Origin of the sequence: Rhodanobacter sp. DHG33, from assembly GCF_014843005.1 — a bacterium.
Classification (GTDB): Bacteria; Pseudomonadota; Gammaproteobacteria; order Xanthomonadales; family Rhodanobacteraceae; genus Rhodanobacter_A.
This window is the reverse complement of sequence record NZ_JACYXM010000003.1, coordinates 1-14,775: the sequence shown is the minus strand read 5'-3', so window position 1 is coordinate 14,775 and position 14,775 is coordinate 1. Positions and strand designations below refer to the sequence as shown.

Genomic DNA, 14,775 nt, shown 5'->3' with positions numbered 1-14,775 from the left:
GAGGTGGTGCACTGCCGATGTGCGATATTTCGCCGGCAAGCTGCGCACACTGTATCTCTTGCCAGAATCCATGGCCCTGTTGCTGGCCATGCAGACCTTTCTGGACTGAAGTTGACATGCATCAAGCGGTCGCTTCAGCCGCGTGGGACAGTAGTATCCGCCGGTCAGGTCGGATCCATGCTTGGCAAGCGCATCGATACAGCCATCTGGCGCATAGGAGGAGGCACCGAGGTGCGATCTCTCAGCCACGGGCTTACTGGGATCGACTGGCGTGACGGTAGGGAGATCTCCGAGAGGGATCGAATGTCACCCTGGCACTAGAACGACGCTGCAGGATGGATGCGTCTCCTGACCGAGCAAGGTCCGCGCTCTTGGGAAGGAGCGCGGACCATGGATTCGACTGACATGTTCAAGCACATCCTTATTCCCATCGATGACGACGCGGGTTCACGCCGGGTCATCGAGCAAGCTGTTGCATTGGCACACAGCATCGGCACATGCGTCACCGGCTTGCACGTGATGATGGAATTCAATGTCTCGGGCATCGTCGACGAACTGATCGAACCACCGCTGGATCAATTGCAGAAGTTGTCGAGAGCGCATGCAGACAAGCTGTTCTCGCCGCTTACATACGAGGCCGAGCATGCCGGGGTGGCATGCGACACGATAGCGGTGCAAGGCGATTCACCGTGGCGGGCAATCGTTGCGAAAGCTGCGGAGTCCGGGTGCGACCTGATCGTAATGGCGTCGCACGGTAGGCGTGGCATCACGAAATTCATGCTTGGCAGCGAGACACAGCAAGTCCTGACGCATACCGAAGTCCCGGTTCTGGTCGTGCACTGAGCAGCTGATGATGTCGGTGCGGCCCGAGATGCGGAGTAAGTCATCATGATCGAACTTTCCTCGTTCCACGCATCAGCACTGTGGCCACACATTGTCGCGTTCTATGCTGCCACTTTGCTGCCGCTGATCGTCGGCCTGCCGCCGATCATCGCCATCATGGAAAGTGTGTACGTGATGACCGAACGGGAAATCTGACGACAGACCGCCCGCTTCTGGGGCAAGCTGTTTGGCATCGCGCTGCTGATGTGGGCGATCGGCTCGATCGTACTGATCATCCTGTACGGTGTGGATCTCAACCGGTTCACCCGCTATCTGCACGGGGTCCCGGAGCTGTCACTGATCTTCTTCATAACGCCATTCGTGTTCGTAGGCGGCGTATTCCTCTGGAGTCTGTTCAACGACTGGCTTGGCCTGAGGCGACGGCAGCATCTTCTCGTCACATGGCTGTGGATGGTGCTGTCGACTTTGTCGGCACTCAAGATTGCGGTCGGCTATGGCTTGATGGACAACGCATCCGGCGCCTACCTTGCCACCGGCAGTCTGCAAGTATGGATTCGTGATGTACCGTCGGTGCTACTCAATCCCGCCGCGCAGGCGCGATTTCTGCATTTGCTTGGCGCCAGCTACCTTACGACGGCGACGCTGGTGCTGTCGGCTTCGGCGTGGTACCTGAGGCGTGGCCGCAACGTGCAGATCGCGCGACGCTCGATGACCGTCGCCGCCAGTTTTGGCGTGGCTGCAGCGCTATCGCTGGCCGTGCTTGGTGACAGTAACGGTTACGCCGGTTCGCCGGGCCAACAGATGCGGATTGCCGCGATCGCGGCCGAGTGGCATACGCAGCCGGCGCCGGCGCCGTTCGTGGTTTTCGGACTGCCCGATCCGGATAGTCGTGAGACACGGGCTGCACTACGCATTCCATGGGTTCAGGGACTTGGTATGACACATTCCTGGCGGGAGCCGGTGGTAGGGCTGGACCAGCTCGAAACGGCGAATGTGTCGCGCATCCGCCGTGGCCTCACGGAATTCATAGCGTTGGACACCAAGAGAGCTCCCTTGCGTGAGGCCACGGTAGATACCACCTTGGCCGGCGCCGACCCCGATCTAGGCTATGGCTTGTTGCTGCTGAGCCATGTGCAGACCCCATTACAGCAGGATGGCGACGAGATAGCCGCCGTGGCCCGTGACACGATTCCAAACGTGCCATTGCTGTTCTGATCCTTCCGAGCGATGGCGCTGCTAGGGGTGTACTGCATCGCCCTGTTTGGTGTCGCGTTCTGGCTGGCATCGCGCCGGCGGCTGGATCGGCGAGGTTTCCTGCGCTTTGCCGCCTGGAGCCCGCCGGTGCCGTGGGTGGCAGGTGCGCTTGGCTGGCTTGTGAGCGAAGCTGGCCGTGGTCCCTGGCTGATCGACGGGCTGCTGCCTGTCACTGAAGCACATGCGACAGGGGTGGAGGTGATCATCGGCACGATCGCGTATACGACCGTCACAAGCCTGTTCGTGGCCTGTGCCGTAGACGCTGTTGTGCGAAAGCACACCGAAGCGGCCGACGCCAGTTGGCAGCTTGCGGCGAACGTGCGCTGGTTGCTCCGAATGAGATGGCCCCGATGGGCGTCGAGCGATGCATTTGGATGAAGCGTTGCCGCAGCTCGTATGACATACCTGCCTATCCCTGGGTTGCAGTTCCGACAATGATCGATGCGAGCCTTGCGCTACACAGTGCTCGTCATCGCTCATTATGGTGAGCCCGTGAAGGCTGCTGTCTAGCCATATCGTGCGACGAGATCCGCCGGGGTCTACTAGACCCATCACAGGCTGTCCGGTCGTCGAATTTACGGTTTCTATACGCCTAAGGCTTTCCACGCTACCCCTTTATTACGCGGAAAATCCGACAATTTCGACTGTCATCTGACGCAGTGAGTCGAGCCCCTATGGACGCTGTTTATCTCCTTTTTTTGATCGTCTTGTTTGCCGCAGCGCTCGGCTTTCTACTGATCTGCGACCGCATAGACCGCCATCCCTGATGAGTGCCCGACGCCCTCGTCGGCGATCGGGTTCTCGTCTTTCCTCCGGGAGATTCCACCCATGAACGCGTTGTATTTCGTGGCTGCCGCGATTGCGGTGGCCTTGACGGGCTATCTGTGTGTCGCTCTGCTGAAACCGGAGTGGTTCGAATGACTACCTTCGACATTTCCCAGATCGTGCTCTACCTCACCGTACTGCTCGTATTGATTAAGCCGGTGGGTAGTTACATGGCGCTCGCGTTCGCCGATACACCCAACAGCGTGAATCGCGTAGGTGGCAAGGTCGAGCGCCTGCTTTATCGTCTGGCTGGAGTGCATGCCGATGATCAGATGAGCTGGAAGCGCTACGCCATCGCCATGCTGGTGTTCAATTTGCTCGGTGCGCTCGCGGTATATGTCTTGCAGCGTACACAGCAGTGGTTGCCAGCAAACCCGCAGCACTTCGGTGCACTGACGCCAGACCTGGCCATGAACACGGCCATCAGCTTCATCACCAATACCAACTGGCAGGCCTATGGTGGCGAAAACACCATGAGCTACCTGACCCAGATGCTGGGCTTGGCGGTGCAGAACTTCCTGTCCGCAGCGACCGGTATGGCGGTGTTGCTAGCGGTGATCCGAGGTTTTACGCGTCGCAGTGCAAACAGCGTCGGCAACTTCTGGGTCGACATGACACGCAGCACGCTTTATGTACTGGTGCCGTTCTCGCTGCTGATCGCGTTGTTGCTAACTTCGCAGGGCGTGGTGCAGAACTTCAAGCCGTATGTGAACGTGCCGGTAGTGCAGACCACCACGTACGCCAATCCGGTGATGGATGCGGCCGGCAACCCGGTCAAGGATGCTTCGGGCAATCCTGAAACCAAGACCGCACAACTCACCACGCAGACTTTGCCGATGGGACCTGCGGCCTCGCAAGTGGCAATCAAAATGCTCGGAACTAACGGGGGAGGGTTCTTCAATGCGAACTCCGCGCACCCATACGAAAACCCGACCCCGTTCAGTAACTTCGTGGAGATGCTAGCGATCTTCCTGATCCCTGGGGGACTTTGCTACACGTTCGGTAGCATGGTGGGAGACCGCAGACAGGGCTGGGCGATTCTTGCCACCATGCTGCTCATCTTTGTTCCCCTCGCTTACGCTGCCATCGGTGCTGAGCAGGTCGGCAACCCGGCGCTGCATGGTCTTGCAGTAGACCAGCAGGCCTCCGCGTTGCAGGCTGGTGGCAACATGGAAGGCAAGGAAACGCGCTTCGGCATCGCTGCCAGCGGCCTGTTCGCCACCATCACCACGGCGGCCTCGTGTGGCGCGGTCAACAGCATGCATGACTCCATGACACCGCTCGGCGGCCTGGTGCCGATGTGGTTGATTCAGTTGGGCGAGGTGATTTTCGGCGGCGTGGGCTCGGGCCTCTACGGGATGCTTGCTTTCGCAGTGGTCGCGGTGTTCATCGCGGGGCTCATGGTAGGACGCACGCCGGAATACCTAGGCAAGAAGATCGAAGCGCACGAAATGAAGATGGCCAGTCTTGCTGTGCTGGTGCCTTGTGTCCTGGTGGTGATCTGCACGGCTATCGCGGTGATGACACCGGCCGGTGTGGCAAGCGTAGGCAACCCCGGCGCACACAGCTTCAGCGAAATCCTCTATGCGGTGTCGTCGGCATCGAACAACAACGGTAGTGCGTTCGGCGGTCTCTCGGCGAACACCCCGTTTTGGAACATCTTGTTAGGCATGTGCATGTACCTGTCCCGTTTCCTGCTGGCTATCGCCATGCTCGCTATGGCCGGTTCGCTGGCCGCAAAACGCCACGTACCGCCCTCGGCCGGCACGCTGCCAACCCACACGCCGCTGTTCGTCACTTTGCTTGCCTGTGTGGTGATCGTAGTAGGAGCGCTCACCTTCCTACCTGCGCTTGCACTTGGCCCGATCGCCGAATTTCTGATGTCGGTGCGCTAAGGAACGCTGATTCATGACAACGACTCATATCCCTGTTCATGGCGTTCGCAGTTTCGATCGCGACTTGATCATGAAAGCCATCGCTGACTCGTTCCGAAAACTGTCGCCGAAGCAGCAGTTCCGCAACCCGGTAATGTTCGTGGTGTTCGTATGTAGCGTGCTCACCACCTTGCTGTGGGCGCAGGCACTGACCGGTCACGGCGAAGCGCCGACCGCTTTCATCTTCTGGGTGATGGTTTGGTTGTGGTTTACCTTGTTGTTCGCCAACTTCGCCGAAGCTCTGGCTGAAGGCCGTGGCAAGGCTCAGGCCGCTGCACTGCGTAGTTCGCGCAAGGATGTGGTTGCCAAGTGCCTGTCCGCGCCAACTAAAGATGCCGCGGTAACCTTTGCCCCTTCTTCCGAACTGCGCGTGGGCCATCACGTGCTGGTCGAGGCCGGCGAGCTGATGCCAGGCGACGGCGAAGTGGTGATGGGCGCGGCTAGCGTCGACGAAAGCGCCATCACTGGCGAATCTGCGCCAGTGATCCGAGAGTCGGGCGGCGACCGTAGCGCAGTGACCGGAGGTACTCGCGTGCTTTCGGACTGGCTAGTGGTGCGTATCACCGCCAACCCAGGCGAAAGTTTCCTGGACCGCATGATCTCGATGGTGGAAGGCGCCTCACGCCGTAAGACGCCGAACGAGATCGCGCTGACCATCCTACTGGCCAAGTTCACTCTTATCTTCCTGCTGGCCTGCGCCACGCTGCTGCCGTATTCAATCTACAGCGTTCAGGTAGCCGGCTCAGGTAACCCGATCACATTGACTGTGCTGGTGGCATTGCTGGTGTGCCTGATTCCCACCACCATTGGCGCGCTGCTTTCCGCTATCGGCATTGCGGGCATGGACCGCATGATCCGCGCCAATGTCATCGCCACCTCCGGTCGCGCGGTGGAGGCGGCGGGCGACGTGGACGTACTGCTGTTAGACAAGACCGGTACCATCACCTTGGGCAACCGTCAGGCCGTGGCCTTCGTGCCGGCGCCGGGCGTGGAGGAGGGCCGCCTTGCCGATGCCGCGCAACTCGCCTCTCTGGCGGATGAAACGCCCGAAGGCCGCAGCGTGGTTGTCTTGGCCAAGGAGCGGTTCGGTCTGCGTGAGCGTCAACTTGAGGAAGGCCGCGCCGAGTTCGTGCCCTTCACTGCCCAGACCCGAATGAGCGGCGTGAACATCGGCGAGCGCAACATCCGTAAAGGCGCGTTAGACGCGGTGGAGCGCTATCTGGAATCCGCCGGCAGCCACCTGCCGCCACTCGTCAAGCACATGGCCGAGGACATCGCGCGCCGCGGAGCGACGCCACTAATCGTCACCGAAGGTGCTACGGCGCTGGGCGTAATCGAGCTGAAGGATATCGTGAAGGGTGGCATACGCGAGCGCTTCGCCGAAATGCGCCGAATGGGTATCAAGACCATCATGATCACCGGTGACAATCCGCTGACGGCAGCAGCGATTGCGGCGGAGGCGGGCGTGGACGACTTCCTGGCTGAAGCGACACCGGAAGCCAAGCTCAAGTTAATCCGCAAGATCCAGGCCGAAAACCGCCTCGTCGCGATGTGCGGCGATGGTACAAACGATGCGCCAGCGCTGGCCCAGGCCGACGTAGCAGTGGCGATGAACACCGGTACTCAGGCGGCCAAGGAAGCCGGCAACATGGTGGACTTGGACTCCAACCCGACCAAGCTTATCGAGGTAGTGGAGATCGGTAAGCAGATGTTGATCACCCGCGGTTCGCTGACTACGTTCTCTATTGCCAACGACATCGCTAAGTACTTTGCCATCATCCCAGCGGCCTTCGCGACGACGTACCCGGCATTGAACGCTCTGAACGTGATGAAACTTGCCACTCCGCAGAGTGCCATTCTGTCGGCCGTTATTTTCAACGCGCTCATCATCATTTGCCTGATTCCCTTGGCACTAAAGGGCGTGAAGTACCGCGCACTGGGCGCTGGCGCACTGCTCCGCCGCAATCTGCTCGTATATGGCCTCGGCGGCATTGTGGTGCCGTTCTTGGGCATCAAGGCGATCGACATGTTGCTCGTGCTTTGCGGACTGGCTTGATCGCCATCGCTGACGCACTACTGGAATCACGGAGTTTTTGCCATGCAGACCTTCAAGCTATCTGTTTCGCTTCCTGACGACGCCCATCCGGACATGGAGCTTCGCCTTTCGTCGAACGACTCCACCTGCGATGTGGTAATCGCACTACCAGTGCAAAGGCGCACACGAGTAGAGCCACTCTGCATCGGTGTGCCGCGAAGCGAAATGGATGAATACGTACTCGGCGGTTACGCCGGTATCTGACCTCGATAAATGACCGTACGACTGCGGCCTGACACTCAATTTCACTCCATAAAGGACGGCCGTCCCGGGCCGATTTCAGGAACACCCATGATGTCCAAGAAGGTTCTTTCGTGCGTGTTGTTGCTTGCGCTCACACCCATGGGTGAGGCATTCGCTGGGGCGCTCGACGCATCTGCAAGTAGCACCGATGTGACACCGGCCGCAGTGCAGGGTGATTCTAACGCGGCAGCGCAGGCCGCCAGTAACGATTGCTCGCGGGGATTTTTTTCGCGCGTGGCCGCCGCCTATCACGAAGATGCTCAGCCCACTGCCTCCAATGCCTCCACTCCGGCGCCCGCGCGTCGTGGCCTGGATTCGCCGTTCTCGTCGCCGCCATTTCCATCATCCGAATGGCAGCTTGGTGGCGTGGACTACCCCATCGGCGTGCCGAACGAGAACTCGCAGTACCCGCTCGAAAAAGCCTTGTCATGTACGAAGCTTGGCCATTGGATGCAGGACAACCGCATCGAGGTATACGGTTGGATTAACCCGTCGGGGAACCTGAGCACTTCCAACCACACGAACTATCCCTTGTCGTATGCCACCCGCCCAAATCGCGTGGAATTCGACCAGTTCTTGTTCCGAGTGGAGCGCATTCCCGACACGGTGCAGACCGATCACATCGACTGGGGCTTTCATTTCGATGACTTGTATGGATATGACTACCACTACACGACGATGAAAGGCGTGACTAGCTATCAACTTCTTGATAACCCCAAGCCCAACAGCGCACTCAATGGCAAGCTCTACGGTAACGATCCCATGATCGCCTACGTAGATCTCTACATTCCGTGGGTGGCGCAGGGTATGGTGGTTACGGCCGGGCGCTACCTATCGCTACCCGATATCGAGGCGCAGTTCTCGCCGAACAATTACCTGCTAACGCACTCCATCCTTTATACGGTAGATGCGTACACCAACATGGGCATCATCACGACCACCAAGCTCAGCGACCAGTGGACGCTGCAGCTTGGCATCCACGGTGGTGACGATTCGGCCATTTGGGATAGCACCAGTCGTTTAACCGGACAAGCTTGTGTTCGCTGGGTGTCTAAATCTAACGACGATATGCTCTATCCCTGCGTGGAATCGTTTAACGGCGCGCGCCAGACTTACAACAATCTGCAGGAGTTCGTGATGACCTGGGGACACCGGTTCACGCCTGAGGTGCACATGCTCACGGAGGTCTACTACATCTACGTAAACGATCAGGCGTTGGCAACCGGCCCTGGGCAATCCCAGGCGCCTATCGGTGTTCCGGGCTATCCATTGGGGCAAGCACCCAACTTCCCGCTGGGCAAGAATCCTGCGTACGGTATCGTGAACTACTTCAACGTGCAGGTGAGTCCGAAGGCTTACGTGTCGTTTCGCAACGAGTTCTACAACGACGAGGACGGCCAGCGCACCGGTTTTGCCACGCGCTACTCAAGCCACACACTTGGGATGACCTACTGGGTGTCGCCAGACTTAGAGATTCGTCCAGAAGTGCGCTACGAGCACGCCTATGATTTCCCTGCCTACAACGGTGGTCTGAAGAATCATCAGACGACGGCGTTAGTCGACGCTATTTTGCACTACTGAGGCCTTTATCGTGAGCAAGCTTCTACGCAATGCTTTGACCATGCTAGTACTGATGACGGTGATTACTGGCATTATCTACCCGCTGGCGGTTACCGGGCTGGCTCAGACGCTATTCCCGTCGCAAGCGAATGGCAGTCTGATCGTAAAAGATGGTAAGCCGGTTGGCTCGATGTTGATCGGCCAATCGTTCGACGACCCCAAGTATTTCTGGGGTCGTCCTTCCTCAACGACGCCACAGCCGAACAATGGCATGTCGTCGAACGGTTCGAACCTGGGGCCGACCAATCCTGCACTCACTGATGCCGTGAAGCAACGCATTGGAGCGCTGCGAGCAGCCGATCCGGGAAATATGAAGCCGGTGCCGGTGGATCTGGTGACGGCGTCAGCGAGCGGTCTCGACCCCGAAATTTCGCCAGCCGCTGCGGATTACCAAGTAGCGCGCGTGGCGAAGGCTCGTGGTATGAGCGAGTCGCAGGTGCAAACTATGGTGAACATGTCGACGACAGGTCGCCAGTTCGGCTTTTTGGGCGAGTCGCGGGTGAATGTGCTCAAACTCAATCTGGCATTGGATGGGCATTGAGTCTCGGGGCTCCTTCGTCACCTTAAGTGTTACCGAAGGGTGACCAAAGGTGGTCGTTATTTTGAGGGACAAGAAAGAAGAATGGGTGGGAGGTGATTACTTTTAAGGCTGGAGAACAGACCGAACGTTATGCATTGGGTGGCGAGCCTCCCATTCCTACCTAACCTTCCTGTCACCCTATGTCCGAACTTTCTCGCGAAGCGCGTGCCGATGCCTTGCTCGACTCTGTGCAAGAGGAACGCACTCGTCGGCTAAAAATCTTCCTAGGTGCCGCGCCGGGTGTGGGCAAGACCTACGCCATGCTCTCCGCGGCACGCGAACTAAAACGGCAGGGAGTAGCCGTGGTGATAGGCTTGGTCGAAACACATGGTCGGCAGGATACGGCGGCGCTGCTAGAAGGACTGGAGCAGCTTCCCCGCCGTAAGGTGAACTACAAAGGACGCGACTTCACCGAGTTCGATCTCGATGCCGCACTGACGCGCCGCCCGGACATCATCCTCGTTGATGAACTTGCACACACCAATCTTCCAGGCGGTCGTCATGAGCGCCGTTGGCAAGATATCGCAGAATTGCTCGATGCTGGTATCGAAGTCTATACCGCACTCAACGTTCAGCACCTGGAAAGTCTTAACGATCAGGTGCGGCGCATCACCAACGTCACTGTGCGTGAGACCGTGCCGGACGCCTTCCTCGATCGAGCGCGTGATATCGTCCTGATAGACTTGCCGCCACGTGAGTTGATCCAACGCCTGAAGCAGGGCAAGGTGTACGTGCCCGAGACGGCCACAGCGGCGCTGAATGCGTTCTTCTCACCTACCAATCTCGTCGCGCTACGAGAGCTGGCTGTGGAGACCGTTGCCGGTCACGTTGACAGTGACTTGCGTGAGCATATGCTGGCGCGTGGTAGCGCCATGCCGGTGCGCCGCCGTGTGTTGGCCGCCATTGACGGTCATTCACAGAGTGAGTATCTCGTGCGCGTTGCACGGCGCATTGCAGAGCGTCGCGGGGCGCCGTGGGGTGTGGTCTTCGTTGACACCGGTGTTGCGCTGGACGAGGTAAGACGCGAGCGGCTTGATGCAGCAATGCGTTTGGCGCGCAGGCTTGGTGGTGATACCGTCGTGTTGAGAGGCTACGCGATCGCGGATGAACTGATTGCGCATGCGGACCGTGAGGGTATCGGCCAGATTATCCTTGGTCGTACGCGCGAACGACCACTTGTGCGCATGCTTGGGCGTTCGCTGACGCAACTGTTGTTGCGCCGTGGCGCGCATCTGGAATTGACCATCATCGCTACACCGGTCGAGCGTGCGAAGTCGCGTCTTCGCTTGCGCATGCCAGGTGGCCATGGACGTCGTGGCGAATATGTCTACGCCACACTCGCTACGTTAGTTGCACTAGTCCTTTCATTCGTCGCCGATCGTTACCTTTCGGTTGCCAATCTCTCGCTGATTTTCCTCACTGCTGTGCTGATGGTGGCGGTACGCACACGCATGGCGGTAGCAGTCTATACAGCGGTATTATGTTTTCTCAGCTACAACTTTTTCTTTGCGCCGCCACGCTACACCTTGATGATCGCCAACTTCGACGATGTGATGGCGGTTTGCCTGTTCTTCGTCGCAGCGCTCGTAGCGAGTCGTTTGGCCACTAAGCTGTCTAGCCAGGTGGAGTCCCTTCGCATGGCGCATGCACAGGCCCGGGCCTTGCTTGCGCTAGGGCAGCGACTTTCTATGAGTACGGATGCTGAAGGCATTCGGCGGGTAGGCGCTTCGGCAGTGGCACATGTGTTGCGCTGCGATGTGGCGATGTTGGCGCGCGATGCCAGTCAGGTATTGCATGCTGTGGCTTCATCGCCGCACGATTTTGACCTGACTAGGCAGGACTTTGGTGCAGCCGAATGGTGTGAGAAACATTCGGAGCAAGCGGGGCGCTTCACCGATACGCTCCATGGTGCACCCTGCTGGGTACTGCCATTAGGCAGTGGCGACAATCATCTTGGTGTCGCTGCGCTGCGCTTTTCGCCTGGACAGGGCGAGCCGTCGACGGACGAGCGCAGTCTAGCGTTGACAATGATGCAGGACATCGGGCAGGCCTTGCAGCGCGCTCGGCTGGCGGAGGAATTGGAAGGCGCGCGTGTACAAGGTGAAACCGAGCGTTTGCGTAGCGCCCTGCTGTCGTCGGTATCGCATGACTTGCGTTCGCCGCTCGCCTCCATGATCGGCTCCGCCGGTACGCTATCCAGCTATGGTGACCAGCTTCCTCCCGAAGAACGACGCGAGTTGCTGGAGGCGATCCTTAACGAAGGTCAACGCTTGGATCGCTACATACAGAACCTGTTGGACATGACGAAGCTTGGGCACGGTACGCTCAAGCTTAATCGTGACTGGACCGATGTCGCCGAAATCGTGGCCGCCGCCATCACGCGTCTTCGCAAGTTGTTTCCCGATTTGCGCGTGGACATCGTGCTGCCACCGCAGACCTTGCTGCTGTATGTGCATCCAGCGTTGATTGAACAAGCTCTATTCAATATCTTGGAGAACGCCGCGCGCTTCTCGCCGGCGGGCGTGCCTGTGCGCGTAGCGGTGCAATCCAATGGCGAACAGATGCAGATCGACGTGGTCGATCGCGGTCCAGGCATTCCCGAGGACGAGCGCGTACGCATTTTCGACATGTTCTATTCGGTGTCTCGTGGTGATCGTGCGCCGCAGGGCACAGGCCTAGGCTTGGCCATCTGCAGGGGCATGATCGGCGCGCATGGTGGTAGTGTGGAGGCTGTGCCAGGCGACGGCATAGGTACCAACATTCGTATTACGTTGCCTCTACCTTCGCAACCGAATCGCCAAGCATGAGTACTACTCCCGCATGCATCCTTGTCGTTGATGATGAAGCTCAGATAAGGAAGTTTCTGGATATCAGCCTTAGAGCAGAAGGCTACAAAGTGCTTCTCGCGGCAAACGCAGGCGAGGGCCTCGCTCTTGCAGCCACTCAAATGCCGGACTTGGTAGTTCTCGATATCGGTCTGCCAGATCGGGAGGGTTACGATGTTCTAGCGGATCTCCGGCAGTGGAGCCAAATGCCGGTATTGATGCTATCCGTTCGTGATGCAGAGAACGAAAAGGTGAGGGCTTTGGATGCGGGGGCGAACGACTATGTGACGAAACCCTTCGGTATCCAGGAGTTGATGGCTCGATTACGTGCCTTGCTAAGAGGGCGATCTGACGGATCCGAAAGTCCCCTGCGATACGATGACGGCCAACTAATCATCGACATGGTGCGTCGTGAGGTGGTGCTACAAGGATTGCCACTATCGCTTACTCGAAAAGAGTATGCAGTGCTCACGACACTCGTTCGGCACGCCGGTCGTCTAGTGACCCAACAGCAGTTACTACAAGAGATCTGGGGTGCGACTCATACGAGAGATAGTCACTATCTTCGTGTAGTAGTAGGAAAACTGAGGCAGAAGCTGGGGGACGATCCAGCTTTGCCACGCTGGTTAAAAACAGAACCCGGAGTGGGCTACCGCTTCCTCATTTGATTGGCTTTAAAGGTGGCAGCCCATTGTGTCGCACTGTTAGTTAGCAATGTCGCGTTTCGAAAGTGGGGAAGAAGCGGCGCTAACCCCGTCGCCATCGAAAAGGTACACGACGATTCCTGCAATAATGGGGTGATGCGCTCTCCCAACCCTCGCTTACAGTCTTTGCTTGGCCACGAGTTCTTCGCCCCGATGCAATGGAAGCGGCGCATCGCGCTGTGGAGCGGTGCGATCCTGGTGGCGCTAGCAGCGATTCTGTTTGCCAAAGCCAGCAACTGGGCCTACGCACTGTTCCAGCGCATCCTTGCGCACGGCTCGTGGATACCGCTGCTCATCACGCCAGTGGTATTCGGGCTGCTGGCCTGGGCCACCGAGGGACGCCTGCGCGCCACGCGCGGCAGTGGCATCCCGCAGGTGATCGCCACCATGCATATCGAGGACGAAGGGTTCCGCGAACGCATGCTGGCGCTGCCGATCGCGGCCTGCAAGATGCTGCTGACCCTGATCGCGCTGACGGTGGGCGCTTCGATCGGCCGCGAAGGCCCGACCGTGCATGTGGGTGCGGGCCTGTTCTATTCGCTGGGTCGACGCTTTGGCTTCACCGACCCCAAGGCCGCCTCGCGCTTCATCCTCGCCGGCGGCGCCGCGGGCATCGCGGCGGCCTTCAATACGCCACTTGCCGGCGTGGTGTTCGCCATCGAGGAACTGGCCGGTACCTTCGAACACCGCTTCAGCGGCCTGCTGCTGACCGCGGTGATCGTGGGCGGTGTGGTGTCGCTGGGCATCATGGGCAATTACTCCTACTTCGGCGAAGTGCGGGCCAGCCTAGTGCTGGGTCATGCCTGGTTGGCGGTGCTGCTGTGCGGTGTTATCTGCGGCCTGCTGGGCGGCCTGTTCGCGCGGCTGATCCTGCTCAGCCGCAACGGCCCGCTGGCCATGGTCGGCCGGCTGCGCGCACGCTGGCCGGTGTTGTTCGCCGCCGGGTGCGGACTGGCATTGGCTGTCATCGGCGTGCTTTCGCACAACAGCGTCTACGGCACCGGCTACGACCAGGCGCGCGCCTTCGTGCAGGAAGCCTCGACCACGCCCGGCGAAAGCTTCGGCATCGTCAAACTGCTCGCCAATGTGGTCTCGTACTGGGCCGGCATCCCGGGCGGCATCTTCTCACCGGCGCTGGCCGTCGGCGCGGGCCTCGGCCACAACATCGCCCATCTGCTGCCGCACGCACCGGAGGCTGCGGTGGTGTTGCTGGGGATGAGCGCCTATCTGTCCGGCGTCACCGGCGCACCGCTCACCTCGGCAGTGATCGCGATGGAACTGACCGACAACCAGGACATGGTGATACCGATCATGGCCGCCTGCCTGCTCGCCCGCGCGGCGGCGTCGATCTTCAGTCCCACGCCGGTATACAAGGATTTCGCCGAGCGCATGGTGCGCGATTTCGAGCGGCTACAAGAAGAAAAATCTGTTAACGAATCGGAATCTCAAGTGCTCCCGGCCCCTCTGAAGAAGCCATAAGCGAGCCGCGCTCCAATGTCTTCGGCAAGAGTTCCTTTTGCCGACAGTAACTCGGGCGACAAACCGTGGAAGATTGCCGTGAATGTGTAGGAATTGGGCATCACGACAGTATCGTCACGTCGCAGCTCGCGCTTGATGGAGCGGTTAGCAGAGTCTTCGATACCTATGCTTATGCTTAGTGCCCGACTGGTTCTTCGGTGATCTCTTTGGGCAGTGTGCGCCGCAGCAGCCATGCCAGCACCGGCGGCGTCACCATCGCGGTCAGCAGGGACATCGCCACGATGATCGCGTAGACGCGGTTGTTGAACACGCCGGCGGCGAGGCCGAGGCTGGCGATCACCACGCCCACTTCGCCGCGCGGCACCATGCCGAA

General features: G+C 59.2%; 12 protein-coding genes and 1 pseudogene. 12 read left to right on the top strand and 1 reads right to left on the bottom strand.

The window, feature by feature from the left end; all coding sequences use genetic code 11:
- Window positions 1–390: 390 nt before the first annotated feature.
- The 12 genes and pseudogenes from IHE46_RS06350 (at window position 391) to IHE46_RS06290 (ending at window position 14,402) form a co-directional block, all read left to right on the top strand.
- A complete protein-coding gene (locus IHE46_RS06350; protein ID WP_192163798.1) occupies window positions 391–843 on the top strand; it encodes a universal stress protein in 453 nt (150 codons plus the stop codon).
- Window positions 844–888: 45 nt separating this feature from the next.
- Window positions 889–1,038, top strand: a complete 150-nt coding sequence (locus IHE46_RS06345) for a hypothetical protein (protein ID WP_192163797.1) — start codon at window positions 889–891, stop codon at window positions 1,036–1,038.
- Between the two features lie 15 nt (window positions 1,039–1,053).
- Window positions 1,054–2,475 (top strand): annotated as a pseudogene (locus IHE46_RS06340) (cytochrome ubiquinol oxidase subunit I); the annotation flags it as partial.
- A gap of 450 nt (window positions 2,476–2,925) precedes the next feature.
- Window positions 2,926–3,018: a K(+)-transporting ATPase subunit F gene (kdpF, locus tag IHE46_RS06330; protein ID WP_192163795.1), complete on the top strand. Its 93-nt coding sequence runs from the start codon at window positions 2,926–2,928 to the stop codon at window positions 3,016–3,018.
- Complete coding sequence (gene kdpA / locus IHE46_RS06325; protein ID WP_192163794.1) at window positions 3,015–4,817, top strand: potassium-transporting ATPase subunit KdpA; 1,803 nt, start codon at window positions 3,015–3,017, stop codon at window positions 4,815–4,817. The genes kdpF and kdpA overlap by 4 nt, the downstream gene beginning before the upstream one ends.
- Window positions 4,818–4,830: 13 nt before the next feature.
- Window positions 4,831–6,912: a potassium-transporting ATPase subunit KdpB gene (gene kdpB, locus IHE46_RS06320; protein WP_192163793.1), complete on the top strand. Its 2,082-nt coding sequence runs from the start codon at window positions 4,831–4,833 to the stop codon at window positions 6,910–6,912.
- Between the two features lie 42 nt (window positions 6,913–6,954).
- The gene (locus IHE46_RS06315) at window positions 6,955–7,155 is read left to right on the top strand and encodes a hypothetical protein (protein WP_192163792.1); all 201 of its coding nucleotides are present in this window, start codon (window positions 6,955–6,957) and stop codon (window positions 7,153–7,155) included.
- Between the two features lie 87 nt (window positions 7,156–7,242).
- On the top strand, window positions 7,243–8,775 hold the full coding sequence (locus tag IHE46_RS06310) for an outer membrane beta-barrel protein (RefSeq protein ID WP_192163791.1): 1,533 nt from the start codon (window positions 7,243–7,245) through the stop codon (window positions 8,773–8,775).
- 10 nt (window positions 8,776–8,785) lie between these two features.
- Window positions 8,786–9,355, top strand: a complete 570-nt coding sequence (gene kdpC / locus IHE46_RS06305) for a potassium-transporting ATPase subunit KdpC (RefSeq protein WP_192163790.1) — start codon at window positions 8,786–8,788, stop codon at window positions 9,353–9,355.
- A gap of 179 nt (window positions 9,356–9,534) precedes the next feature.
- On the top strand, window positions 9,535–12,201 hold the full coding sequence (locus tag IHE46_RS06300) for a sensor histidine kinase KdpD (RefSeq protein WP_192163789.1): 2,667 nt from the start codon (window positions 9,535–9,537) through the stop codon (window positions 12,199–12,201).
- On the top strand, window positions 12,198–12,887 hold the full coding sequence (locus tag IHE46_RS06295) for a response regulator transcription factor (protein ID WP_192163788.1): 690 nt from the start codon (window positions 12,198–12,200) through the stop codon (window positions 12,885–12,887). The genes IHE46_RS06300 and IHE46_RS06295 overlap by 4 nt, the downstream gene beginning before the upstream one ends.
- A 189-nt stretch (window positions 12,888–13,076) precedes the next feature.
- Window positions 13,077–14,402: a chloride channel protein gene (locus tag IHE46_RS06290; RefSeq protein WP_225562858.1), complete on the top strand. Its 1,326-nt coding sequence runs from the start codon at window positions 13,077–13,079 to the stop codon at window positions 14,400–14,402.
- Between the two features lie 175 nt (window positions 14,403–14,577).
- Here IHE46_RS06290 and IHE46_RS06285 read toward each other — a convergent pair.
- Window positions 14,578–14,775, bottom strand: a 198-nt coding sequence (locus IHE46_RS06285) for a cation:proton antiporter (RefSeq protein WP_192163786.1), incomplete at its 5' end; no start/stop codon positions are given.

What these genes read in the sequence shown, in the direction of transcription:
- kdpF (WP_192163795.1), top strand. Translation starts at nt 2,926, where the DNA reads ATGAACGCGTTGTATTTCGTGGCTGCCGCGATTGCGGTGGCCTTGACG.
- kdpA (WP_192163794.1), top strand. Translation starts at nt 3,015, where the DNA reads ATGACTACCTTCGACATTTCCCAGATCGTGCTCTACCTCACCGTACTG.
- IHE46_RS06310 (WP_192163791.1), top strand. Translation starts at nt 7,243, where the DNA reads ATGATGTCCAAGAAGGTTCTTTCGTGCGTGTTGTTGCTTGCGCTCACA.
- IHE46_RS06300 (WP_192163789.1), top strand. Translation starts at nt 9,535, where the DNA reads ATGTCCGAACTTTCTCGCGAAGCGCGTGCCGATGCCTTGCTCGACTCT.
- IHE46_RS06295 (WP_192163788.1), top strand. Translation starts at nt 12,198, where the DNA reads ATGAGTACTACTCCCGCATGCATCCTTGTCGTTGATGATGAAGCTCAG.
- IHE46_RS06345 (WP_192163797.1), top strand. Translation starts at nt 889, where the DNA reads ATGATCGAACTTTCCTCGTTCCACGCATCAGCACTGTGGCCACACATT.
- IHE46_RS06315 (WP_192163792.1), top strand. Translation starts at nt 6,955, where the DNA reads ATGCAGACCTTCAAGCTATCTGTTTCGCTTCCTGACGACGCCCATCCG.
- IHE46_RS06290 (WP_225562858.1), top strand. Translation starts at nt 13,077, where the DNA reads ATGCAATGGAAGCGGCGCATCGCGCTGTGGAGCGGTGCGATCCTGGTG.
- kdpB (WP_192163793.1), top strand. Translation starts at nt 4,831, where the DNA reads ATGACAACGACTCATATCCCTGTTCATGGCGTTCGCAGTTTCGATCGC.
- IHE46_RS06350 (WP_192163798.1), top strand. Translation starts at nt 391, where the DNA reads ATGGATTCGACTGACATGTTCAAGCACATCCTTATTCCCATCGATGAC.